Here is a 22,903-nt window from a genome sequence, read left to right as displayed (position 1 = left end):
TCTCCTGCAAAATCTAAAATCTAAAATCTAAAATCTAAAATTGAAATATGGACTTACTGCGATCGCTCCCACTCGGATTATACTTAGAACAACCGCAAACTTGGCTACATAAATTAGATCCACGAGTTAAGTTAGTTTGGTTGTTAAGCTTTCTCACCAGCTATGTAGTTGCTAACAACTATTGGCGGGTACTACTGGTAATAATGTTAATTATTTTTACCTTATTTGCCAAAATTCCCCTGAGAGTATGGCGGCAACAAATGGGCTGGTTGCTAGTTCTGTCATTAATGGTATTGGTGATCGGTTCGATCAGCCCTGACGGATACAGTATAAATTATCAACCACGCCTACCAGCAAATGAACAGGTTTTAACTCAACCATCAACCGCTAAAGATAGCAAAGCAAGTCCAGAAATAGAAGATAGTAATAAAGAATACAGTTATATGCTAATTCACCAAGGACCAATAAAAGTAAATCGTCGTTCTTTGGATTTAGCAATTAGCTTGAGTACAATAGTATTTAGTTTAATTTACAGCACTAATTTATATTTACTCACAACCGCACCAGAAGAAATTACATCTGGGATGGAAAGCTTAATGCAACCGTTGAGAAAATTCACAATTCCCGTCACGGAAATTACCCTCACTTTAACATTATCATTGCGGTTTATACCCTTAGTTTTAGAAGAAATTCAAAACCTAGTACGTTCTGTAATGACAAGAGCAATTAACTGGAAAAAACTAGGATTAAAAGGAAGTGCAAAAGTTTGGTTAATAGTGATTGAAAGATTATTAGAAAATTTGCTATTAAGATCCGAACAAATGGCAAATGCTATGATGGTAAGAGGGTTTACCAGTCCTAATGAACATCGAGTCAAATGGCAAGAATTAAAATTAAAAACAGGTGATTGGGTAGCTATAGGAATTTTAATTGTATTTTGGGGACTGAGGATAGCATTTGGAACAGAAGTTTCTTAATGTAGATGAAAAGCACAAGCTGATAGGGAAATAATTTCCCAATCTAAAATCCAAAATCTAAAATCCAAAATCTAAAATTGTCAAAGGAGTTCAAGAAATGACTTCTATCTTTCCCGGAATGAACCCATATTTAGAACACCCAGACTTATTTCCTGGACTACATCACTTATTAATTAGCGAAATTGCCAGATTTTTATCACCTCAACTGCGTCCTAAATATCGAGTTGCCGTAGAAGTGAGAACCTATGAAACCATAGATGATAGTTCATTATTAGTAGGTATTCCTGATGTGATCGTGAAAAGTCGGAAAAATATCAGTGAAACCAAAAATACAAAGGTTGCTGTTGCTGCACCTGCACCAAAATCTGTAACAGTTACCGTACCAATGCCAATTAATATTAAAGAAGGATATTTAGAAGTTAAAGAAGTTGGAACAGAGAAATTAATTACCACAATTGAAATTCTTTCTCCTACTAATAAACGTTCATGTAAAGGAAGAGAAGCATATCAAGAAAAACGGCAACAAGTATTAGGTAGTCGTAGTAATTTAGTAGAAATTGATTTACTACGCAAAGGCGAACCCATGCCCATGTTTGGTGATAATATTGAAAGTGATTATCGAATTTTAGTGTGTCGTGGAAATCGCCGTCCTCAAGCAGATTTATATGCTTTTAATATACAAAATATAATTCCAGCTTTTTCTTTACCTTTGTGTGCAGGTGATAGTGAACCAGTAATAGATTTGAAAGCCTTGTTAAATCAGGTATATGAGATTTATGATTATGATTTGGTCATAGACTATAGTCAAGAACCAGTACCAGCACTTGCAAAAGCAGATGCGGCTTGGATAGATGAGTTGTTGCGGGATAAACGGTTGAGGTAGCATATTTTTAACAGTAAAACTACTGACTTTGTTCAATTTTATTCCTTTAGATGGATGTTTAAATTACTGAAAGTCGATATATTGATTACATATTTTACCCTGAGTGAAGTCTGGGCTTGGGTTCTCTTCCAAGCCTTTTTTGTATTTATTAGTCATTAGTCAGGAGTCAGAATAATTTTAGATTTTAGATTTTAGGTTTTAGATTGGAGTTGACAAAAACAATCCAAAATCCAAAATTGTATCCCCTTTTTTTTGACTTTTTACTTTCTCTTCCCATTTCCTAATTTCTTGGTATTAAACCCATTGCAGCAGGGGGAATTTCAGTCATTAGACGAAATGGGAAAAGTGGAGTTGAAGCAATTTGAGCATAATCTGGAGTCAGAAAAACACTATATTTACTAGCTTCTGGAGTTAATTGTGCTGCCATTGCTAAAGTGATAGCTTTAACATATTTGTGAATATCCGCTGCTTTTTCACCCACCACTTCCCGACTAGAAATAGATAGGTTTTTTGTTCTTTGTTGTTCACTAATTAAGTTAGGATCTAGCACACTCAGATGGGTAGCACCAACCGCAGCCGCTAACCATTTAGGAGAGGGAATTGTTGCAAAACTGGTAATTTGTTCGCTTAAAATTGGGGTAATATTATCAGCAGAACCTGTTAACATCAGAGTCGGTACTTGCACCTTTGATAAACCAGTTTCCCCAAATAATAGAGATGTAGCCGGTGTCAAAGCTACAATTTGTTTAATTCTTTTATCTCGCAATTGATAGCTATTTTCTGGTAATTCTTTAGCTACACAAATAAACTCTTGTACTGGAGTTAATTTAGAGGAATTTTGCTCACAGCTTTGTTTCAAACTAGCAATTTGAAATTCACCACCAGCTAATGCTAAAGCTGTAGTACCACCAAAAGAATAACCGACAACCATTACCTTATTAGTTGCTAGTTTACTTTGTAATTGGTTATTAGGAGTTTGGTTGATTTTTGCTAATTCATCGAGAACAAAACTCACATCTTGGGGACGTGCTAAAAATTCCTGTGATTTTAAAGAATCTCCATCTTTATTAGCTGTAAAATTACTACCAGGATGTTCTAAAGCTGCAACTACATAACCGTGAGACGCAAGATGTTCCGCTAAATAGCGTAAGTCTGTGCGAACTGACTTGTAACCATGAGAAAAGACAATTACAGGTTTTTCAGTGTTAGCAGAATTTGACCAATAAACATCAACAGGAATGTTGCATTGACGCTTTTCATCATTTAAATTTAAGTTTAGTATTTGTAATTGGGCGCTTCCTGCTTGTATAGGATCGTAGAGACGTGAGGGCGAAATAGTTGGACAGGAGTAAAATTACGGAGTAAAATTACTGTTGTTACTTAAAATAGCCGGGTGAATAATAATTTAAGTTGAATAGATTAATAGTAATTATAACCAAATTTCTGGTAAATCGGTGGCTTTTGTTTTTCTTCAATGATGTAGTTAATTTATGCGCCCTCCCTTGATCTATAGTTTACTTTTTTTGTGTTCATTGATCATGATTATTATCTGGTGGCCTGTTAATGATTCTAATTGCGGACTTGCAACTGTACTCAAATTAAACAAACAAAATTTTCAAGTGCAAGCTAAACAGGTGAGGGTTAAACCTTGGCTGGGTGAACATAATGTATATGGTATATTTCAAGTTCCTGATGAATACAAAGAAAGTCAATTTTTTATGTTATCAATTCCAGGCGATCGCAAATACTGTTCTCGTCCTTTTGGACACCGCCAAAATTATGATGATGTTTTTGCAGAACCAGGAACACATTTAATTCGGAGGTATATCAGAAGTCGCATTGCTGTCAAAATGATATTTCAAGGTTTATATTTTCAACTAAATAATCCCCAAAACTGGACTTTAACTTTTCCTAAAAAGTAATTATTCAGTTATCGGTAATCAGCCAATAGCCAATAAAGGCAAGTTTGACAGCTTGTCTTTTGACAAATTTGTCAATATACATTAAATTTTTCCAGTAAACAACATCAATGATAATTGATAATTGATAATTGATAATTGATAATTGATAATTAGGTTTCAAATCAGGATTTCAACCCCAGATGAAACCGATCTGTCTACCAAGGTAGGGGAATCAAACCTTTACAATTATGAATTATGAATTATGAATTAATAACTCTTAATTAATATATAGGACTCATATTTGATTTTTGAAAACATATAATATATCATCAGATGATGTTAGATTTACTACTTATATCGCTCCTGGGTTTTTTGGGAAGTTTTGGACATTGTTTTGGAATGTGTGGACCTTTAGCAGTTGCTTTTTCCCTTTCCCGTCAACAAGAAACCCAAAATTGGCAACAGCAAGTAAAATTTCATACTCTGTTAAATTTAGGAAGACTGTTAAGCTATACCCTAGTAGGTACAGCTATTGGCGCTCTTGGTTCGGCATTGGTTGAAGGTGGACAATTAGCAGGTGTGGGTAGTGATTTACGCCGCTGGATAGCTATAATTACTGGTATTATGTTAATTTGGTTTGGTTTAGGACAACTTAAACCAGACTTAATACCGCATATTCCCTTATTACACCCTTTGTTAAAAGGTAATTTACATAACCGTTTAAGTGCGGGAATGGTGAAACTATCTTTACATACAAAATGGTGGACACCAGCACTTTTGGGTATGACCTGGGGTTTAATGCCTTGTGGATTTTTATATGCTGCTCAAATCAAAGCTGCTGCTACGGGTAATTTATGGCAAGGTGCAATTACCATGTTAGCTTTTGGTTTGGGAACTTTGCCGACGATGTTAGGAGTAGGTGTTTCCACTTCCTTGATGAGTAAAGATAGGCGCAGTCAGTTATTTCGCTTGGGTGGTTGGGTGACATTAATCATTGGCATCATTACCCTATTGCGAACGGGTGATACAATGGTAGACTACAGTGGACACGCTGCCCTAATTTGCTTAATTTTGGCCTTAGTTGCTCGTCCTCTCAGTGGTTTTTGTCCATCACCTATGCGCTACCGTCGCGCTTTAGGAGTAGGGGCGTTTGTGCTATCAGTGGTACATACCATTCATAATATAGAACACTCTTTAGAATGGAATTTTGCTGCTGTTTGGTTCTTACCGCTAGAATTTCAATGGGCGATGGGTGCGGGTGCTGTAGCTTTAGTATTGATGAGTCCAGCAGCTTGCACAAGTTTTGATTTTCTGCAAAAGTCATTAGGTAAGCGTTGGCGACAAATCCATCTGTTGAGCGTTCCTGCTTTGCTGTTGGCTACTATTCATGTAGTCTTAATTGGTTCTCATTACTTGGGTGCTTTAAGATTAACTTGGGGTAATAGATTAGCAGCTTTGTTATTGGTAATAATTACTTTGGGTGTTTTGTTAGTGCGATCGCGCTGGTTTTGGTCAATTTTAAAATTAGAAAAATTCTATGTTCCTCCAAAGAAAGGTGACAAATCAATTGAAAATTGAAAATTGAAAATTGAAAACTCCTGCCTCCTGCCTTCAATTATGAATTACAAATTATTCCTACTTTTGTTATTTATAACATTTACATCTCTTCCTGTTGCTTCTGCCCATACGGTCAAAATATCAGGTGATATTGGCGGTACTATCCACATTGAACCTAATGATAATCCCCGTGCTGGTGAACCTGCGGCAACTTGGTTTGCTTTGACTCGTAAAGGTGGTAAAGTTCTACCTTTAAAAGAGTGTGATTGTGAGTTGGCTATTTATGCAGAACCCCATGCACCAGAAGAACCGGCACTGCTTGAACCTCCTTTAAAACCCGTTGATGCTGAACGGTATCAAGGCATACCAGGAGCAGACATAATTTTTCCCAAACCAGGAGTTTATGAACTGCAACTGAGTGGAAAACCAGCAACAGCAGAGAGTTTTCGACCTTTTGAGTTAAAGTTTCAAGTTACTGTGGCCGCAGGTAAAGCAATAGCAACACCACAAGTAGTAGAAAATGTAATTGAAGATAATCAACAGAATAATCAACAACAAAATGCGGTTATAGGTTTTGTACAACCTATAATTATCGTGGCAATTTTACTTTTATCTATAGGAATTGTAGTTTTTGTAGTGAAAACACTGAAAAGAGGGTAATGGGTAATTGATAATTGATAATTGATAATTGATAATTGATAATTGGTAAGAATAAACTCTTGCCTTTTGCCTTTTTCTGTCACCAATCACCAATCACCAATCACCAATCACCAATCACCAATCACCAATCACCAATCACCAATCACCAATCACCAATCTCCTACTTATGCCTTTTTTGATGCCAGTTCCAGGCGTGAGTGACAATATCTTTGATATCAGGATATATAGGTTGCCAACCTAAGATTTTTCTGGCTTTTTCGCTACTACCAATGAGAGAAGGAGGATCACCAGGACGGCGATCGCATTCTTGAACTGATATATTTATTCCTGTCACTTCTTGAGCAGCAGCAATAACTTCTCTCACAGAAAAACCGTTACCATTACCTAAATTGAAAACATTACTTTCACCACCTTTAAGCAGATATTCCAAACCTAAAATATGGGCATCTGCTAAATCAGAAACGTGAATATAATCACGAATACAAGTACCATCAGCGGTGGGATAATCAGTACCAAAAATAGAAATTGATTGGCGTTGACCTAAAGCTGTCTGTAATACCAAAGGAATTAGATGAGTTTCGGGATTATGATCCTCTCCTAATAAACCACTAGGATCAGCACCAGCAGCATTAAAATAGCGGAAACATACAGATTTTAAACCGTAAGCAACATCAAAATCCGAGAGTATCCTTTCCACCATTAACTTAGTAGCACCATAGGGGTTAATGGGATTTTGGGGATGATCCTCAGTGATAGGGATAAATTTTGGGACTCCGTAAGTGGCACAGGTAGAAGAAAAGACAAATTTTTTAATAGACGCTGCCAGCATCGCTTCCAATAACGTCAAAGTTGCCACAACATTATTACGGTAATATTTGTCCGGGTCAGTTACGGATTCACCCACATAGGCATAAGCAGAAAAGTGCATAACTGCTTCAATTTTGTGGGTTTGAAACAGATGATCCAACAGGGGACGATCTTCTATATCACCTTCAATGAGTTTTACCTGCAAAACCTGTTCTACCAAATCTCGATGGCCATAGACCAGATTATCCAAGATTAACACCTGATAACCCGCTTGCAGTAAGGCTTTCACGGCATGAGAACCGATGTATCCTGCTCCCCCTGTGACTAGGATGGTGGGGTTTTGCGTTGACATAGTTGTTCCTTTTAACGAGTTGACGACGACTACTCAATTAATTTATGCCACTGGTGTTAGGTTAGTCTTTTGAAAAATTCCAAATAATACACTCAGTGTCAAAAATTTGCTCTAAAATCACTACGACGGTAGTCTGTGTGCGTGAAGTGGGAGTTATTTTTAAGTCAGTGATAAATTGCAGTTTGACGATAAAATAAACCCACTTATAGCAGGAGTCAGAAGTCGTAGGGGCGAAGCATTCGGAAAATAGCCTTTTCATAAAATTGATAATTAGTCGCCCGAATGCTTCGCCCGTACAGGAGTCAGGAGGAGGCAGTGCGGTCTTGGGGTCTCCCCAAGTGAAGCAACTGCCGTTCAGGAATAACACCCTGTTTTAGCCAGACTTCCATTACTACACTGAGGTTTTAACCGCCTTGGTGGTTGCTATACCTGATCCTCATAGACTAGCCGCACAAGAAAATTAGAGAGTTAATCTATGTTTCAATTACTCAGCCGGGTCTTACTGTGGCTATTAATTGGCGTTGTTGCCTATTCTTTGTTCCAAAGATTCTACCCAACAGTAAGCTTTGTTGGCCGATTTGTGTTAGGGATTGTACTGGTTGTTTTAGCTTTGGCATTTTTTAATCCTGGTGAACCTGCGGTGGCATCCCTGTGGCGGTTTATCTCGTTTCCTCTCAAACCTCTGGGCGCAGCCACTTTAATGTTGATGCTTGCTGCCCAAAAAATTAAAGGCGGTGGCATAGAAAAACCAGGGGGATATTTGTTAGGTTGGGCGTTGACAATTTTGTTATTGTCGAGTACACCCGCTATTGCTTACTTTTTAGTTAGATCACCAGTTGCAGCTATATTGCCTCCTCCTACATTGGTAGCAACAGTACCAGCTATTAACCAAACTATTAACAGTGCCAATACCATCTCCGATGTGATGACTGCTGGCATCTTACCTGTGGGTGATGTGAAAATCCCATCTTATCTACTACAAAATCCTCAAGCTATCAGTACAAGGGGGTTGCGTGTAGAAGATTTTGTACCTAATGCGGAAACTCTGCAACTCACAACCCAAGTTTGGGAAAGTTATCTTAATCAAATTTACGTTTTCTTACGTGGGCGCTCGTGATCAGGAGGCAGGGGCAGTAAAATTTTAGATTTTAGATTTTAGATGACAAAAACAATCCAAAATCCAAAATCCTTTCATTGAATCGCCCAATGCCCCTGCCTTTTGCGATTTAGGATGACAAAGTGTAAAATTGCTTAAATGGCACAATCTCGACGGCTTGCTAAACTCGGTAGTTACTTACGTCCCCATTGGCAGGATACTGCTTTGGGCATTATTGCCTTATTGTCTGTCAATGGGTTGGGCGTTTATATTCCTTTGCTGATTCGCTCTGGGGTGGATACAGTTTCCACAACTTTTAGATTGGATCAGGTACTACGTTATGTAGTAATCATTATCGCCCTCAGTTCCGCAATGTGGATGATGCGTATGGCTTCCCGCATCTGGATTTTTGGTGTGGGTCGTCAGGTAGAATTTGAACTGAAACAGCGAATTTTTGAGCATTTACTTCAACTAGAACCGTCTTATTTTGCCAGTAATACTTCTGGTGATCTTATTAGTCGGGCTACTAGCGATGTGGACAATATCAGGCGGTTGTTGGGTTTTGCGGTATTGAGTTTAGCAAATACTTTTTTTGCTTATACTCTGACGCTGCCAGTAATGCTATCAATTAGTGTGGATCTGACTTTAGCTTCTCTGGCAGTTTATCCGTTTATGTTTTTGTTGGTGCATTTTTTTAGCGATCGCCTACGCACACAACAAGCTGCTGTCCAAGAACAACTTTCGGATATTAGCGAACTGATCCAAGAAGATATCAGTGGTATTTCTTTGATTAAAATTTACGCTCAAGAAGAAAATGAGCGTCGAGCTTTTCAAAAGAAAAATCAGGCTTTATTAACAGCTAACTTGACATTAGCTAAAACCCGCAGTACTCTGTTTCCTCTGATTGGTGGTTTAGCTAATATTAGTTCCCTAATTATTATTTGGTTGGGAACTATGCGGATATCTTCTGGTAATCTGGCTGTGGGTGATTTTTTGGCTTTATTGATTTATGTAGAGCGTTTAGTTTTCCCCACGGCTTTATTAGGTTTTACCATTACTGCTTACCAAAGAGGTGAAGTTAGTATTGATCGGTTAGAATCAATTTTTAGTATCATTCCCAAAATTCAAGATCCACCTGATGCTATTTCTCTACCCACAAATACAGTTAAAGGTGAAGTTACAGCCAAAAATTTTAGTTACACCTACCCTGGTGCTAATACCCCGGCTTTAGATGATATTAACTTTACTATTAAACCAGGGGAAGTGGTAGCAGTGGTCGGGGCTATTGGTTCGGGAAAATCTACTTTAGCTAATGCTTTACCACGGTTGTTGGATATTCAGGAGGAACAGTTATTTTTAGATGGTTTGGATGTTACAAAAATAGCATTAAATGATTTACGAGGGGCGATCGCTTACGTTCCTCAAGATAGTTTTTTGTTTAGTACCACCATTAAAAATAATATCCGTTATGGCGACCCCATTAGTGAACAAGAAAGGGTAGAAGCTGTTGCTAATCTTGCTCAAATAGCCGCTGAAATTAATAATTTCCCCCAGGAATATGAAACAATTGTTGGTGAAAGAGGAATTACCCTTTCCGGTGGCCAGCGACAACGTACATCTTTAGCTAGAGCCATGTTAATTGATGCTCCAGTTTTAATTTTAGATGATGCCCTTTCTAGTGTGGATAATCAAACTGCTACCAAAATTCTGAAAAATCTCTCTAGCGGTACAAAACAGAAAACCGTGATTTTCATTACCCATCAACTTTCAGCAGCGGCGACTGCTGATAGAATCATGGTTATGGATCATGGTAAAATTGTACAAATTGGTAAACATTCAGAACTTGTGGAACAATCAGGATTATATCAAAAATTGTGGAGTCAGCATCAAGTAGAAGAGTTACTACATTGAGTAACTACATTGAGTTACTACATTAAAGTAGCAAATTTTCCTGTAAGAGGATGTTTGAAAAGTTTTTAATGTATAAATAAACCCCTCTCCAAACCTCTCCCCGACGCGGGGGGAGGCTTTGAAACCCCCATTTGCTTGTAGGGAAGGGGGAAGGGGGGTTAGGTTTCTAGAGATTATCGGTTTCATCTAATACTTTTCAAACAACCTCTTAGAAACTATCTTTAAATTTATACCATGTTCATATACAGTTTAAGCCTGGATCTGGATAAAATTGTTAAAAATCTACAAATACAGTCAGGTGAAAAGTGAAATTGAGAACAAACATCTCACAATTGAGGAGATTAATCTATTGACTTCTGCCTGAAAATCTGATATCATAAGTTTCGACAAGGAAGAACTATCATAAAATAATTAACAAGATAATTAAATATTATTTGTCTGAATCAGGATGTCTGGTTACTGAGCGACTTGTACTGAGCCTGTCCTGAGCCTGTCCTGAGCCTGTCCTGAGCCTGTCCTGAGCGGTGTCGAAGGGCGGTGTCGAAGGGCGCAGTCGAAGTAAGCCGAAGTACAGGATTTAAGGATTTACAGGATTAAATCAGGATGGAAAAAGTGATTAATTAACCTGTCACCTGTCACCTGTCACCTGTCACCTGTCACCTGTCACCTGTCACCTGTTACCTAATATTAAGAACCTTGATCCATAATCATATTTTGCACGATTGAAGCTGTAGCAGGTGCGAGTAAAACACCGTTGCGATAATGACCAGTGGCTAAAATCACATTACTATAATTAGCTAATTTTTCAATCACGGGTGCTGGTCTACCTTCAGGACGGGGACGCATACCAGACCAAGTGCGGAGAATTTTCGCCTCAGATAAATCTGGACAAAAGGCGATCGCCTGTTGTTTGACAGATTCTAACAATTCTTTTTTAGCTAAAATCTCATCTTCATTATTGGGAAATTCTACCGTAGCACCCACCCAATAGTCACCATTACCCATAGGTACAAGATGAACATCATTGCCAGTAATTACTGGTTGAAAATCAGGATTGCCTAAAACCCGTCCTAAACTTAAATATAAAGCCTGTCCTAAAACTGGGCGAATATTTACCTTATGATTTAATTGTCTAGTGAGTAAAGTTGAACCTAAGCCAGCAGTCACAATAAACCAATCTGCCTCAACTTTAGCTTCTGAAGTTTCCATAAATTTAAGTTTTTCAGTAACATGGGGTGTGATCTGAACTATGTCAGTAGAAGGGGCTTGATGATTGCGTACAGCCACACCAAATTTAAATTTTACCCCATTGCGTTGCGCTGCATCTACCAAAGCTAAAGTTAACGCTGTGGGGTTGAGTTGCAGGTCTTGAGGAGAATAAACAGCACCAATCACAGTAGAATTATTAACTTGTGGACAGAATTTTTCTAGTTTTTCCTTGTCCCACACAGCTAACTGCCATCCTTGAGATTTACGAATTTCCCGTAATTGTTCCCAATCTGTCATTACCTCCACACCACTTTCTAAAGGGTGTTCTGGGTCTTCAGACAATAACATGACAAGACCCTGACGGTTACAAGGAATTTTCCGCCCTGTCATACCTTCCAGTTCAGGAATTAAAGTTTGATAACGTTTAATACTTTCTTCGCGGATCTGCCAAGCTTTACCCTTGGTTTTATGGCTAATAATGCCCATTAAAACACCCAAAGCCGCAGCAGTAGAACCTTGTGCTGGTTGGTTTTTCTCAAAAACAGTGATATTTAAACCTTTAATTTGGCTCAGTTGATAGGCGATCGCTGCCCCAACTACACCACAACCGATAATTACTATATTCATAAATTTTGTAAACAGTGAGGGATGAAGAGTTAAGACTATCCCCTTCACCCTATCACTTGATTAACCTAGCGTTTTGTGACTCAAGACTCAGAGTTATTTAGTTGTCAGTGATTAGTTATCTGGTTAAAGCTGGTAATAGGTAATTGGTAATAGGTAATTGGTAATTGATAATGGGTAAATCTATTACTGTCCCCAGTCCCCAGTCACCAGTTCCCAGTTCCCAGTCACCAGTCACTTTACTCTGGAATCAGTTGTAGGAACTTGTCAACATCTGCAAAGGCATCTTTGTAAGCACTTAAAGCTTGACTGGTGTTACCCCCACTAGCAGCTTTGTCAATTTTTACCAAATCACTCAATAAATCCTTGGTAATTTGTCTGGCTTTAGACTGGTCTTGGGCTAATAGGTTGGGGATAACATAGGTCATATTCAGCCTAGCTTCCGTCATTGGTCCATGAATAAAATTACCCACCTTGATCCATTCACCGCTTTGAATCAGGGTTTGCAGTTCTTGTGAGCGATCGCGCACCACCTGAATATCAGGAAAATATTCCTGAATTTTGGCAACTTGAGCCGGTGTGTAAGTTGGAGGTGCAGTAGCAACACTAGGACTGCCACAGCTGATCAGGAATGTAGTCAAAAGTACAAGAATCAGTGACAAAATAGAGCGTTGACGCACCATAAAAGGAAATTAATTTGCTATTTGTTTACCAATTTACAGTGTCATTTTAGATCGCTACTGTAATTTTTCGTTCCTACTCGTGAAAGTTTTGTCAAAAATTCTCTCACTTCATCGGGAGGAAATTCTTGCATCCTGACTCCTGACTCCTGTGATAAATGTGAGGAAATCTTCATTCACAGTTGCAAAACTTCCAATGTTCTTGATAAGCTGAAACACTAATAAGACAAACCTTCTGGCGGTTTTTCTGTTTTCACATCCCCCACAGACTGATGCGATATTAGGAGAGTTTTAACGTGAATGCAGCTGAACAGGCAACAAACCTTGAACTAGCCAGCAAGATTGCTACAGTAGTGAACTTGTTTAAATTAGAGTTTCCTGATGCCAAAAGCGATCTTAAACCTTGGCATAATGACCCAGAAACCAGGGAACTCGTAGATCCTGATTCCATCGACATCGGTTTTCACTTTCCGGGAATCAGCAAATCTTGGCGCTGTCGTAGCGTTTTATTTCAAATCCGTTTTTATCAAGATCCCATCAATAAATCTCGGCGAGCTATTGGGATTGAAGTATCAGGATTTGATCATCGTGGGCAAGCATGGCGACTGTCAACGGTAGATCAATGGAGTTTTGTTGGTGAGTCTTTACCTTCTCCTGTTATTGGTGACAAACTCAAACAAATTTGCAGACAAATATTAGAAGTCTTTAACATAAATTCTGATTTATAAGGAGTCAGGAGTTATGAATTTTGGATTTTGGATTTTGGATTGTTTTTTTCAAATTCAATCTAAAATTTATAATCTAAAATATTTCTCTCCATCTTCCCACACCTTCCCAAGCTAACAAATATCAGGACTTACGCAAAAGGGAACGAAAGTAGGGGTAATACCCTTCGGGAAGCAAGCTACATGAATTACCCCTACGCAAGAATAAGGTTTTCAGTCACATCTTGCGTAAGTCCTAAAATATGATAAATATTCAACAGAAATATCTCTGATTTTCTGTCATAACATAAATATAATTCTATAATTCTATAATTCTATAATTCTATAATTCTATAATTCTGCAAGTTGAATTAATCAGCGTCTAAATATTCCCCAGGTGTTATCTACCATCAACACCACACCGAGGAAATATATGCGCTTTTCCACATTTGGTAAATCAGGTAGATTTTCTTTTCCGTTTGCTGTTAAATGTGTTAGCTTTACGTTTTTTTTTGGAACTTTAATATTTTGTGGTTTTTATATCGGTTCTTCCATGATCTCCTATGTTATCTCCAACTCAAACACTATTCACCCTACCTCAATATCTGGTATTAAAGATTAATAAATTGGTAGTTGGTAATTGGTAATTGGTAATTGGTAATTGGTAATTGGGAATAATAAAATTGATTACCCAGTCCCCAGTCCCCAGTCACCAGTCACCAGTCACCAGTCCCCAGTCCCCAGTCACCAGTCACCAGTCCCCAGTCACCAGTCACCAGTCACCAGTCCCCAGTCACCAGTCCCCAGTCACCAGTCACCAGTCCCCAGTCACCAATCACCAGTCCCCTGTTCCCTCTCTTGTTGCCATTTTTGCAGCAAATCGGGACGACGGGAAGCGGTGCGTTGAATTTGTTGTTGAAAACGCCATTTGGCAATTTCCCTATGATTACCACTGAGTAGCACATTTGGGACTTTCCAACCGCGAAAATTGGCAGGACGGGTATACTGGGGAAAATCTAATAAACCTTCCTCAAAACTTTCAGCCTTGAGAGATTCTACCTTACCCACCGTCCCTGGTAGTAAGCGTACAACGCCATTTAATAACGCCATCGCCGGAATTTCGCCACCGGTGAGGATAAAATCACCCAAAGACACTTCACGAGTGACTAAATTTAGCACTCTTTCATCTACCCCTTCATAATGTCCACAAATCACCACCAATTGGTCATAATTTGTTGCTAATTCTCGCAGCAGGGGCTGATTTATTGTTTCACCTTGGGGACTCATCAAAATTACCTCTCGACGCGGTAAAATCGGCAAAGATTCCACAGATGCAAAAATCGGTTCAGGCTTCATCAGCATCCCCACACCACCGCCGTAGGGTTCATCATCTACCTTACGATGTTTATCTGTGGTAAAATCCCTGGGATTAACCAGATGTACTTCAGCAATCTGCTTGGCTAGGGCTTTGCCCAAAAGACCAGATCCCAGAACTGAACTAAAACTATCAGGAAAAAGTGTAACTATATCAAAACGCACAATAATTCGTATTTAATGACACTAAGATGAGATTGGGACATTTAACGTAAATTACCAATGAGGCACAAGGCACAAGACAGAAGGCACAAGACAGAAGGCACAAGGCACAAGGCAGAACGTAAATATTTCTCCCCATATTCCCATCTTTCTATCTTCCCCTCTTTATCCCATTAAGAGTTCCTGTGAAGTCAGGAGGAGGTAATACTAGAGATAAACCGTAGCTATAGTATCTAAAAGTACCAGAATTCTTATCTTTTTAGTGGGAGCAAAAGTTTTTCTAATTACTTAATTTATGTTTAAATATTGTCACAACTAAATTTAAATTAATAATCCCACCAAAGTTAACAACTTCCAGGATGTATCGAGCCAGCTTCAGAAAAAAGAGTGTCAAGACCTGCTTTCGCCCCCAAAACTAAAGGGTAAACCCAGCCTGAAAGCACTATTTATTCTACCACTCTGGAATCAGCAGAAAGGTGAAAAACAAGGCGCTGGTGATGAGGAACAGTAACGGACATGACAGAACTTAAACTTCATCTGCGTTTAAGGAAAAGTTGGAGAGTCAAATTTAGCAACTCTGAAACTGATCAAAAGTGTCCTCTTAAAAAAGCAAAGGGCGAAAAGAAACAGGCGACTAAACCTGATTAAATTCACAAGCCATTCGCCACAAGCCTGGGAAACCTTTAAAGGCGATGGTTCCTGAAGTTGTTGACCACAGAAACACAATGCAGCAATTAAAAGCTAAATCGCTGGAAATGAGGACACCCCAAGCAACTAAAACCGCCGTTCTAGTTATCGGAGGCGCAGAAGACAAAGTTCACGGACGCGAAATCTTGCGGACTTTTGTTGCTCGTGCTGGTGCTAGTAAGGCATATATTACAATTGTTCCATCTGCCTCCCGCGAACCAGCCATCATTGGTGGTCGGTATATTCGCATTTTTGAAGAAATGGGTGCGGAAAAGGTTGAGATTTTAGACATTCGTGAACGCGAACAATGCGAAAACTCTCAAATTCAGGCATCCTTAGAAGCCTGTACTGGGGTCTTTTTAACAGGGGGAGATCAATTGCGCCTCTGTGGAGTTCTGTCAGATACACCGGCAATGGATATTATCCGCCAGCGGGTGCGAGCAGGACAACTGACTTTAGCAGGAACGAGTGCGGGGGCAGCAGTCATGGGACATCACATGATTGCAGGTGGAGGTAGTGGGGAAACGCCCAATCGTTCCCTGGTTGATATGGCCACAGGTTTAGGATTTATTCCTGAAGTTATCGTCGATCAACACTTTCACAACCGCAATCGGATGGGAAGATTGATTAGTGCGATCGCAGCCCATCCAGATCGTCTTGGTATTGGCATTGATGAAGATACTTGTGCTGTGTTTGAACGTGATGGTTGGTTGCAAGTATTAGGTAAAGGTAGCGTCACAATTGTTGACCCTACAGAACTTACCCATACTAACGAACACCATGTCAGTGCCAACGAACCATTGACTGTACATAATTTACGTCTACATATCCTCAGTTACGGAGATCGCTTTCATCTTTACCAACGTACTGTTTTACCCGCTGTGCATCGGATCTCCAGCTGACGGGATAGAGTATCTGAGGTTACACTGGTTGACCGCGCATTTATTTGTTGTTGCCAAAAAAATAGACAAATACTATCTAAAAAGAAAAAACTGTTTATAGTGAACAGTTTAGCGGTCAATTTCAGTAAGAAACTAGAATTTTGGTTCCGAATCTCCATCTACCTATTCCCATGAGAATCCTCAAGATCCAGACCTTACGCGGCCCAAACTATTGGAGCATTCGACGCCATAAACTAATCGTCATGCGCCTTGATTTGGAAAACCTTGCCGAAACACCCTCAAATCAAATCCCAGGCTTTTATGAAGGATTAGTTGAAGCCCTACCAAGTCTGGAGGGTCACTATTGTTCACCGGGCTGTCGTGGTGGTTTTCTGATGCGTGTACGAGAAGGCACCATGATGGGTCATATCGTAGAACACGTAGCTTTAGAACTCCAGGAACTAGCTGGAATGCACGTAGGTTTCGGCCGTACCCGTGAGACTGCCACTCCTGGAGTTTACCAGGTAGTGATTGAGTACCTAAATGAAGAAGCGGGACGTTATGCGGGACGTGCAGCAGTGCGGCTTTGTCAAAGCATTGTTGATCGGGGTCGTTATCCTAAAGCCGAGTTAGAGCAGGATATTCAAGACCTTAAAGACTTTTGGCGTGATGCTTCCCTTGGTCCTTCTACAGAAGCAATAGTCAAAGAAGCAGAAAAAAGAGGTATTCCTTGGATGCCTCTAGCCGCCAGGTTTCTGATTCAACTCGGCTATGGTGTGAATCAAAAACGGATGCAGGCCACAATGACCGATAAAACAGGCATTCTCGGTGTAGAATTAGCTTGTGATAAAGAAGCCACCAAACGCATCCTCGCTACCAATGGTGTACCAGTACCCAGAGGTACGGTGATTAACTTCTTGGATGATTTGGAAGAAGCCATTGAATATGTTGGCGGTTATCCTATAGTCATCAAACCTCTAGATGGCAATCATGGACGTGGTATCACCATTGATATCAGGAATTGGGATGAAGCTGAAGCAGGCTATGACGCGGCTAGACAGGTTTCCCGTTCTATTATTGTGGAACGGTATTATGTTGGGCGTGACCATCGGGTGTTAGTGGTAGATGGTAAAGTTGTAGCTGTAGCGGAACGAGTTCCCGCCCATGTAGTTGGTGATGGTAAATCCACTATTGCTGAATTGGTTGATGAAACCAACAAAGACCCGAATCGCGGTGAAGGTCATGATAATGTCCTGACTAAAATTGAGTTAGATCGTACCAGCTACCAGCTATTAGAAAGACAAGGTTACACCGTTAATAGTGTGCCTCCCAAGGGGCAAATTTGTTATCTGCGGGCAACGGCTAACCTGAGTACAGGTGGTATTGCTGTGGATCGTACCGACGAAATTCACCCGGAAAATGTCTGGTTAGCACAACGGGTAGTGAAAATTATCGGTTTGGATATTGCAGGTTTGGATGTCGTCACTACGGATATTAGCCGTCCGCTGAGAGAGATGGATGGTGTGATCGTGGAAGTTAACGCCGCCCCTGGTTTTCGGATGCACGTTGCTCCCAGTGTGGGTACTCCCCGCAATGTTGCCGGCGCAGTCATGGATATGCTGTTCCCCAACGAAAAACCGAGCCGTCTTCCTATCCTCAGTGTCACTGGTACTAATGGTAAAACTACTACAACTCGTCTGTTAGCACACATTTATAAGCAAACAGGTAAAGTTGTCGGTTATACCACAACAGATGGTACTTATATCGGTGATTTCTTGGTGGAAGCTGGAGATAACACTGGTCCTCAAAGCGCCCATGTGATCCTGCAAGATCCAACTGTGGAGGTGGCTGTATTAGAATCGGCACGGGGTGGTATTCTCCGTTCTGGGTTAGGCTTTGATGCGGCTAATGTGGGTGTGGTGTTAAATGTAGCTGCTGACCATTTAGGTATCGGTGATATTGATACCATTGAACAGTTAGCAAACCTGAAAAGTGTAGTTGCTGAAGCGGTGTTTCCTGATGGTTATGCAGTTCTCAATGCTGATGATCATCGTGTAGCAGCGATGGCAGAAAAAACAAAAGCCAATATTGCTTACTTCACCATGAATCCTGACTCGGAACTGGTGCGAAAGCACATCCAGAAGGGAGGAGTAGCGGCAGTATATGAAAATGGTTATCTGTCAATTGTTAAAGGCGATTGGACACATCGGATAGAAAGAGCAGAAAATATACCCTTAACAATGGGCGGAAAAGCGCCGTTTATGATTGCCAATGCTTTAGCAGCAAGTTTGGCAGCTTTTGTACAGAATGTGAGTATTGAACAAATTCGTTCTGGTTTGAGGACTTTCCGCGCTTCAGTGAGTCAAACACCAGGACGGATGAATTTGTTTAATTTGGGTAAATACCATGCTTTGGTAGATTATGCCCACAACCCTGCTAGTTATGAAGCTGTGGGATCTTTTGTTCGTAACTGGACAAGTGGACAGCGCATAGGTATAGTCGGGGGACCGGGCGATCGCCGGGATGAAGATTTTGTCATTCTGGGTAAATTAGCAGCTGATATTTTTGACTACATCATTGTTAAAGAAGATGATGACACTAGAGGTAGACCACGGGGATCAGCCGCAGATTTGATTATTCAAGGCATTAATCAGGCTAAACCTAATTGCCGTTATGAATCAATTCTGGATGAAACCCAAGCCATTAATAAAGGTTTGGATATGGCTCCTGATGGTAGTCTGGTGGTGATTTTACCGGAAAGTGTGAGTCGTGCTATTCGGTTGATTAAGGTGCGGGGTGTACAGGAAGAAATTCAGCCACAAAGCGCAAATACTACGATTAATGATTCCCAAAATGGGGTAGCACCTTCTTCCGTGGTTAATACCCTACTCTAATTTCCGGTAGGGATAATTTATGAATTGTCCCTACTGTTGATTTTTTTTTGTGTTATTAGTTCGTTGGGTTGTCGGTTTTTTTGTCTGAATCAGGATGTCTGGTTACTGAGCGACTTGTACTGAGCCTGTCCTGAGCGGTGTCGAAGGGCGATGTCGAAGGGCGGTGTCGAAGGGCGGTGTCGAAGGGCGCAGTCGAAGGGCGCAGTCGAAGTAAGTCGAAGTAAGTCGAAGTAAGTCGAAGTAAGTCGAAGTACAGGATTTAAGGATTTACAGGATGGGAAAGGATATAAATTATGCTATTGATCGTAATGAATAGCAATCAGCATTACAAGAAGTTGAACGGCTTTTATTTAATAAAAATAGAACCACAGAAGAAGATGCTTTATATGATTTATTAGTAATGTTGGTAGAGAAATATGAAACTGAAAATCATCCTTTAGAACCTGCAAAACCTCTACAAGTTTTACAACATTTGATGGAAGAAAGGGGAATGGATGAAGCAGATTTATTAAATATTTTAGGTCTTAAAGAAGGTGATCAGGAAGCAATACTGTTCTTCAAGGTGATTGTAATATCAATGCAGAACAAGCTGAAGTTTTAGGTAAATATTTTCATGTTCCGTCTAAGTTATTTGTTTGATTATTGATAATTGGCGTTTATTTTCCATACGTTCACGCAGATAAAGATGAATTAATTTTACATAAGAAATGCCAGTTTCTTGAGCTATTTCTTCAAAGTATTCAATTACATCCTGTTCTAAATCAATTGTGACCTGTTTTTTCAACTGTTTAGAATAGGGATTTTTAATAGATTGAGAAAAATCATAATTTTCTCTTATATTATATCAACTCTTGATATTGTTTTTGTTCTGATTTAAACAAAATTCTACTGTTTCTGAAATATCAAGAGACTTTGAGGTATTACCCGCACGAATATAGAGTTCTGATTTTTTATCTTTACCTTGCATCACAGCTATTATATCTGATTTTCTGACATCAATTGCACATACTGTTTTACTTTGTATTGTCTCAAATCTAACTGTAACTAATGACATAAAGCCAGGACCAATGCGATCGCAAATCAGATTTACAATTGTTTGTTTAAATTGATCTAGAGAACCTTTGGAAAGTGTAGCTAAATCTTGCTCTAATCCAAAAATATTACCATCATCTTCAACTCCAATAATTAGCGTTCCACCTTCAGAATTGAGAAAAGCAGCAATAGTTTTAAGGACATTAAATTTTAAATCCTCATTTTTACGATTTTGTCTAACATCCCATTGCAAAGTGCTTTTATATTCTAATTTTGGACTTTCTGGTAATTTTATCAGTTGAGAAATTGGTTGTAAATCACCTATTTTTCTAATAGTAGTTAAAAACCGTCTTAATTTTCGTTCCTCAAGTAATTTGTTGAGGGTATCTTCATTATCTGCTGTTTCAATCACAGTTTTATTAATGACTGCAATATATTTACCCCAATAGTCTTTTTCTAAAAGTTCCAGATTTTCAGTTATCCATTGTTCATTGTGAACATTACCCCACCGATTAAAATATGTAATAGCTTCTTGGATAGAATCGTGGAGAGCATCAAAAACATTACCCCGCATGGTTTTAGAAATATAGTCCCATGCTTGCAATTTAAAAGCATTTCGACAATCTATCACATTATCATTAGCAGTGAGGATAATCACCACTGATGAAAGATTACGTGCTTTTACCTCTTCCAAAATCACAAATCCACTGTTATCTTGCTCCATTCGCATATCAGCAATTATGACATCAAAAGGATCACATAACTTTTCTGTTGCTTCAACTACACTAGAAGCAGTCTGAATCTGACGATAACCATAATCATTTAACCACTCTATAAGTTGAGTGAGGTAGCCAGAATTATCTTCCACCAATAGCAAATGAATATTTTTAGTCTGCATAATTCTATAATTTTCAGAGATTTAAAAATGACACAAAGCAAATTATACTATATTCCTAGTATAACCTGATAGTGTGACTTATATCAAATTTAACACAATTAAGTATTTTCGCTTTTTGTATAAGGAATATAGATTTTAAATCTAGCTCCTTTCCATCCAGTTTCTTGGATGTGTCCGTTCATCTGTGTTAATGTTTTGCGGATAATGAATAATCCTAAACCACTACCATGACCTTCACTAGCGGTAGTTTTTAAAGGTTGAAATATCCAATCTTTTTTATCTGGGGGAACTCCTTGACCATTATCATTAAACTCAATTAATAGATATTTTTGCTCACCCGGAATATTAGCACCACGGATTCCCGGAGGATTGATAATATCCTCTGTAGATATAGAGATGTTTAAATCTAGTTTTTTAGCATTGTGTTTGAGGGAATTTTCTACTAATTCATTTAAAATACTTTTGATCTTTTCTTCATCACCATTAAACTCTGAATCACCATTTTTAATATCCAGAGTAATAGAAGCATTATCAATATGAGGGTTAGCTTCCCATTTTTCAAATAGTTTTTTGATTTTAAAATGATGATTTTTAATTTTAATCCCTTCATTAATAGCTTTGAGATCATTAAGAGCAATTTGAGTAAATTCTAGTTGTGTTAATAGTTTCTCAAATTGCTTATAGTGAGGGTCATCAACAGCAAGTTTTCTCATTGCACGTCTGGTTTTAGACTCAATAATTGCTAACTGATTATTAACAAAATCAGAAATATCGTGAGCAGTTTTGGAAATAATTTCTATAATTTGCTCATATTCATCATTAGCAATAGTGGAAATTTGGGATTTTTCTAATGCTCGACGACGGTTAACTTCTTCAAATACATCCTCAATATCATTAATAATACCTGTAAGTAAGGGATCTTCTGTTTGAGAAAAACGCAAAATCCGGTAAGCAATGCCTTTGAGAATACTGATTTCATTAGCAATTTTATGATAAATTGCTCGATTTAGTATTTCGGTGTCATTCACACCACTTTGATAATCAGATTTGACCATTTTAAAATATTCTTCTTCACTTAAATTTAGTGTCAACATTTCCATTGCTTGAGAATAGCGTGGTGATTCCTCAGCAATTTGTTGTAACATCTTCACAGCAGTTTCATTATAAGGATTATGAGCGAGAATACTTCTAGCACTGGATAGTATTGACTTCTCTTTATCATCTGAGTTAGCAAGTGCTAAGTTAAAATACTTATTTCCTTGTTCGTAAGATTGAAGACAATAATAAAGTCTTCCTAAAGTAATATGAATAACATTTATATGATATTGGGGGAGACTATCAAAATCTATCGCTTGCAGTTGAGATATGGCATCTGTGTATTTACCCAAATGTTCTAGACATCTAGCGTATATAAAAGATATGTAATTATTAGATTTTATTTGTAAAAATCTCTCAAAAATATCACAAGCTTTTTCATAATTTCCCGACTCAGCTAAGGCTTTACCATAGCTATTTAATGCTATTATATCATCAGGATTAATATTTAAAGACCTCTCAAAAATATCACAAGCCTTTTCATAATTTCCCGACTCAGCTAAGGCTTTACCATAGCTA

The 22,903-nt window shown here is 38.8% G+C and carries 20 protein-coding genes and 1 pseudogene; 13 read left to right on the top strand and 8 right to left on the bottom strand.

All coding sequences use genetic code 11. The features are described from left to right. Positions 1-47: 47 nt before the first annotated feature. On the top strand, positions 48-977 hold the full coding sequence (locus tag H6F47_RS03820) for an energy-coupling factor transporter transmembrane protein EcfT (protein ID WP_190347790.1): 930 nt from the start codon (positions 48-50) through the stop codon (positions 975-977). Between the two features lie 97 nt (positions 978-1,074). After that, the gene (locus H6F47_RS03815) at positions 1,075-1,860 is read left to right on the top strand and encodes a DUF4058 family protein (RefSeq protein WP_190647751.1); all 786 of its coding nucleotides are present in this window, start codon (positions 1,075-1,077) and stop codon (positions 1,858-1,860) included. A gap of 280 nt (positions 1,861-2,140) precedes the next feature. Here the strand turns inward: H6F47_RS03815 and H6F47_RS03810 are convergent. Continuing rightward, positions 2,141-3,178 (bottom strand): annotated as a pseudogene (locus tag H6F47_RS03810) (alpha/beta hydrolase); the annotation flags it as partial. Between the two features lie 172 nt (positions 3,179-3,350). Here H6F47_RS03810 and H6F47_RS03805 point away from each other — a divergent pair. From H6F47_RS03805 to H6F47_RS03790, 4 genes are all read left to right on the top strand, one after another. Then, positions 3,351-3,782, top strand: coding sequence for a hypothetical protein (locus H6F47_RS03805; RefSeq protein WP_137669347.1), 432 nt, complete (start codon positions 3,351-3,353; stop codon positions 3,780-3,782). 315 nt (positions 3,783-4,097) lie between these two features. Then, positions 4,098-5,339: a sulfite exporter TauE/SafE family protein gene (locus tag H6F47_RS03800; protein WP_190347818.1), complete on the top strand. Its 1,242-nt coding sequence runs from the start codon at positions 4,098-4,100 to the stop codon at positions 5,337-5,339. Positions 5,340-5,378: 39 nt separating this feature from the next. Continuing rightward, on the top strand, positions 5,379-5,978 hold the full coding sequence (locus H6F47_RS03795) for a hypothetical protein (protein ID WP_096567222.1): 600 nt from the start codon (positions 5,379-5,381) through the stop codon (positions 5,976-5,978). Between the two features lie 35 nt (positions 5,979-6,013). Further along, complete coding sequence (locus H6F47_RS03790) at positions 6,014-6,157, top strand: hypothetical protein (protein WP_190647749.1); 144 nt, start codon at positions 6,014-6,016, stop codon at positions 6,155-6,157. On the opposite strand, the gene galE is transcribed toward H6F47_RS03790, so the two are convergent. Further along, a complete protein-coding gene (gene galE / locus H6F47_RS03785) occupies positions 6,139-7,137 on the bottom strand; it encodes a UDP-glucose 4-epimerase GalE (protein WP_190347794.1) in 999 nt (332 codons plus the stop codon). The two genes, H6F47_RS03790 and galE, sit on opposite strands and share 19 nt — an antisense overlap. 475 nt (positions 7,138-7,612) lie before the next feature. Here galE and H6F47_RS03780 point away from each other — a divergent pair, with 475 nt between their 5' ends. Further along, entirely contained in the window at positions 7,613-8,254 is a 642-nt protein-coding gene (locus H6F47_RS03780) for a hypothetical protein (protein ID WP_096567226.1), read from the top strand. Positions 8,255-8,392: 138 nt separating this feature from the next. Further along, a complete protein-coding gene (locus H6F47_RS03775) occupies positions 8,393-10,144 on the top strand; it encodes an ABC transporter ATP-binding protein (protein ID WP_190647748.1) in 1,752 nt (583 codons plus the stop codon). Between the two features lie 687 nt (positions 10,145-10,831). On the opposite strand, the gene H6F47_RS03770 is transcribed toward H6F47_RS03775, so the two are convergent. Then, positions 10,832-11,980: an FAD-dependent oxidoreductase gene (locus tag H6F47_RS03770; protein WP_096567234.1), complete on the bottom strand. Its 1,149-nt coding sequence runs from the start codon at positions 11,978-11,980 to the stop codon at positions 10,832-10,834. A 236-nt stretch (positions 11,981-12,216) separates the two neighbouring features. Then, positions 12,217-12,660 (bottom strand): photosystem II protein PsbQ, encoded by a 444-nt coding sequence (gene psbQ / locus H6F47_RS03765; protein WP_190347811.1) that lies wholly within the window; start codon positions 12,658-12,660, stop codon positions 12,217-12,219. A gap of 293 nt (positions 12,661-12,953) precedes the next feature. Between psbQ and H6F47_RS03760 the strand changes: the two genes are divergently transcribed. After that, the gene (locus H6F47_RS03760; protein ID WP_096567238.1) at positions 12,954-13,385 is read left to right on the top strand and encodes a hypothetical protein; all 432 of its coding nucleotides are present in this window, start codon (positions 12,954-12,956) and stop codon (positions 13,383-13,385) included. Positions 13,386-14,022: 637 nt separating this feature from the next. Next, positions 14,023-14,268 (top strand): hypothetical protein, encoded by a 246-nt coding sequence (locus H6F47_RS03755; RefSeq protein ID WP_190647746.1) that lies wholly within the window; start codon positions 14,023-14,025, stop codon positions 14,266-14,268. On the opposite strand, the gene trmD is transcribed toward H6F47_RS03755, so the two are convergent. Continuing rightward, positions 14,190-14,900 carry a tRNA (guanosine(37)-N1)-methyltransferase TrmD gene (trmD, locus tag H6F47_RS03750; protein WP_137668551.1) on the bottom strand — a complete coding sequence of 237 codons (711 nt, stop codon included), beginning with the start codon at positions 14,898-14,900 and terminating at the stop codon, positions 14,190-14,192. The genes H6F47_RS03755 and trmD overlap by 79 nt on opposite strands. Before the next feature lie 722 nt (positions 14,901-15,622). Here trmD and H6F47_RS03745 point away from each other — a divergent pair. From H6F47_RS03745 to H6F47_RS03735, 3 genes are all read left to right on the top strand, one after another. Continuing rightward, complete coding sequence (locus H6F47_RS03745) at positions 15,623-16,486, top strand: cyanophycinase (protein WP_137668552.1); 864 nt, start codon at positions 15,623-15,625, stop codon at positions 16,484-16,486. A gap of 170 nt (positions 16,487-16,656) precedes the next feature. Next, positions 16,657-19,359: a cyanophycin synthetase gene (gene cphA / locus H6F47_RS03740; protein WP_096566844.1), complete on the top strand. Its 2,703-nt coding sequence runs from the start codon at positions 16,657-16,659 to the stop codon at positions 19,357-19,359. Between the two features lie 400 nt (positions 19,360-19,759). Next, the gene (locus H6F47_RS03735; protein ID WP_137668550.1) at positions 19,760-19,960 is read left to right on the top strand and encodes a hypothetical protein; all 201 of its coding nucleotides are present in this window, start codon (positions 19,760-19,762) and stop codon (positions 19,958-19,960) included. A 21-nt stretch (positions 19,961-19,981) separates the two neighbouring features. Here the strand turns inward: H6F47_RS03735 and H6F47_RS03730 are convergent, their stop codons facing one another. From H6F47_RS03730 to H6F47_RS03720, 3 genes are all read right to left on the bottom strand, one after another. Next, a complete protein-coding gene (locus tag H6F47_RS03730; RefSeq protein WP_199291052.1) occupies positions 19,982-20,143 on the bottom strand; it encodes a DUF6364 family protein in 162 nt (53 codons plus the stop codon). A 60-nt stretch (positions 20,144-20,203) separates the two neighbouring features. Next, positions 20,204-21,289, bottom strand: coding sequence for an RNA-binding domain-containing protein (locus H6F47_RS03725; protein WP_190647744.1), 1,086 nt, complete (start codon positions 21,287-21,289; stop codon positions 20,204-20,206). 98 nt (positions 21,290-21,387) lie between these two features. Next, positions 21,388-22,903, bottom strand: a 1,516-nt coding sequence (locus H6F47_RS03720; protein WP_190647742.1) for an ATP-binding protein, incomplete at its 5' end; no start/stop codon positions are given.

It is taken from the genome of Sphaerospermopsis sp. FACHB-1094, from assembly GCF_014696195.1.
Taxonomy (GTDB): Bacteria; Cyanobacteriota; Cyanobacteriia; order Cyanobacteriales; family Nostocaceae; genus Sphaerospermopsis; species Sphaerospermopsis kisseleviana.
The sequence above is the reverse complement of the archived record's forward strand: the minus strand, read 5'-3'. Positions and strand labels throughout refer to the sequence as shown.

What these genes read in the sequence shown, in the direction of transcription:
- psbQ (WP_190347811.1), bottom strand. Translation starts at nt 12,660, where the DNA reads ATGGTGCGTCAACGCTCTATTTTGTCACTGATTCTTGTACTTTTGACT.
- H6F47_RS03770 (WP_096567234.1), bottom strand. Translation starts at nt 11,980, where the DNA reads ATGAATATAGTAATTATCGGTTGTGGTGTAGTTGGGGCAGCGATCGCC.
- cphA (WP_096566844.1), top strand. Translation starts at nt 16,657, where the DNA reads ATGAGAATCCTCAAGATCCAGACCTTACGCGGCCCAAACTATTGGAGC.
- H6F47_RS03745 (WP_137668552.1), top strand. Translation starts at nt 15,623, where the DNA reads ATGCAGCAATTAAAAGCTAAATCGCTGGAAATGAGGACACCCCAAGCA.
- H6F47_RS03725 (WP_190647744.1), bottom strand. Translation starts at nt 21,289, where the DNA reads ATGCAGACTAAAAATATTCATTTGCTATTGGTGGAAGATAATTCTGGC.
- H6F47_RS03805 (WP_137669347.1), top strand. Translation starts at nt 3,351, where the DNA reads ATGCGCCCTCCCTTGATCTATAGTTTACTTTTTTTGTGTTCATTGATC.
- H6F47_RS03795 (WP_096567222.1), top strand. Translation starts at nt 5,379, where the DNA reads ATGAATTACAAATTATTCCTACTTTTGTTATTTATAACATTTACATCT.
- H6F47_RS03820 (WP_190347790.1), top strand. Translation starts at nt 48, where the DNA reads ATGGACTTACTGCGATCGCTCCCACTCGGATTATACTTAGAACAACCG.
- H6F47_RS03775 (WP_190647748.1), top strand. Translation starts at nt 8,393, where the DNA reads ATGGCACAATCTCGACGGCTTGCTAAACTCGGTAGTTACTTACGTCCC.
- H6F47_RS03735 (WP_137668550.1), top strand. Translation starts at nt 19,760, where the DNA reads ATGTTGGTAGAGAAATATGAAACTGAAAATCATCCTTTAGAACCTGCA.
- H6F47_RS03815 (WP_190647751.1), top strand. Translation starts at nt 1,075, where the DNA reads ATGACTTCTATCTTTCCCGGAATGAACCCATATTTAGAACACCCAGAC.
- H6F47_RS03800 (WP_190347818.1), top strand. Translation starts at nt 4,098, where the DNA reads ATGTTAGATTTACTACTTATATCGCTCCTGGGTTTTTTGGGAAGTTTT.
- H6F47_RS03780 (WP_096567226.1), top strand. Translation starts at nt 7,613, where the DNA reads ATGTTTCAATTACTCAGCCGGGTCTTACTGTGGCTATTAATTGGCGTT.
- galE (WP_190347794.1), bottom strand. Translation starts at nt 7,137, where the DNA reads ATGTCAACGCAAAACCCCACCATCCTAGTCACAGGGGGAGCAGGATAC.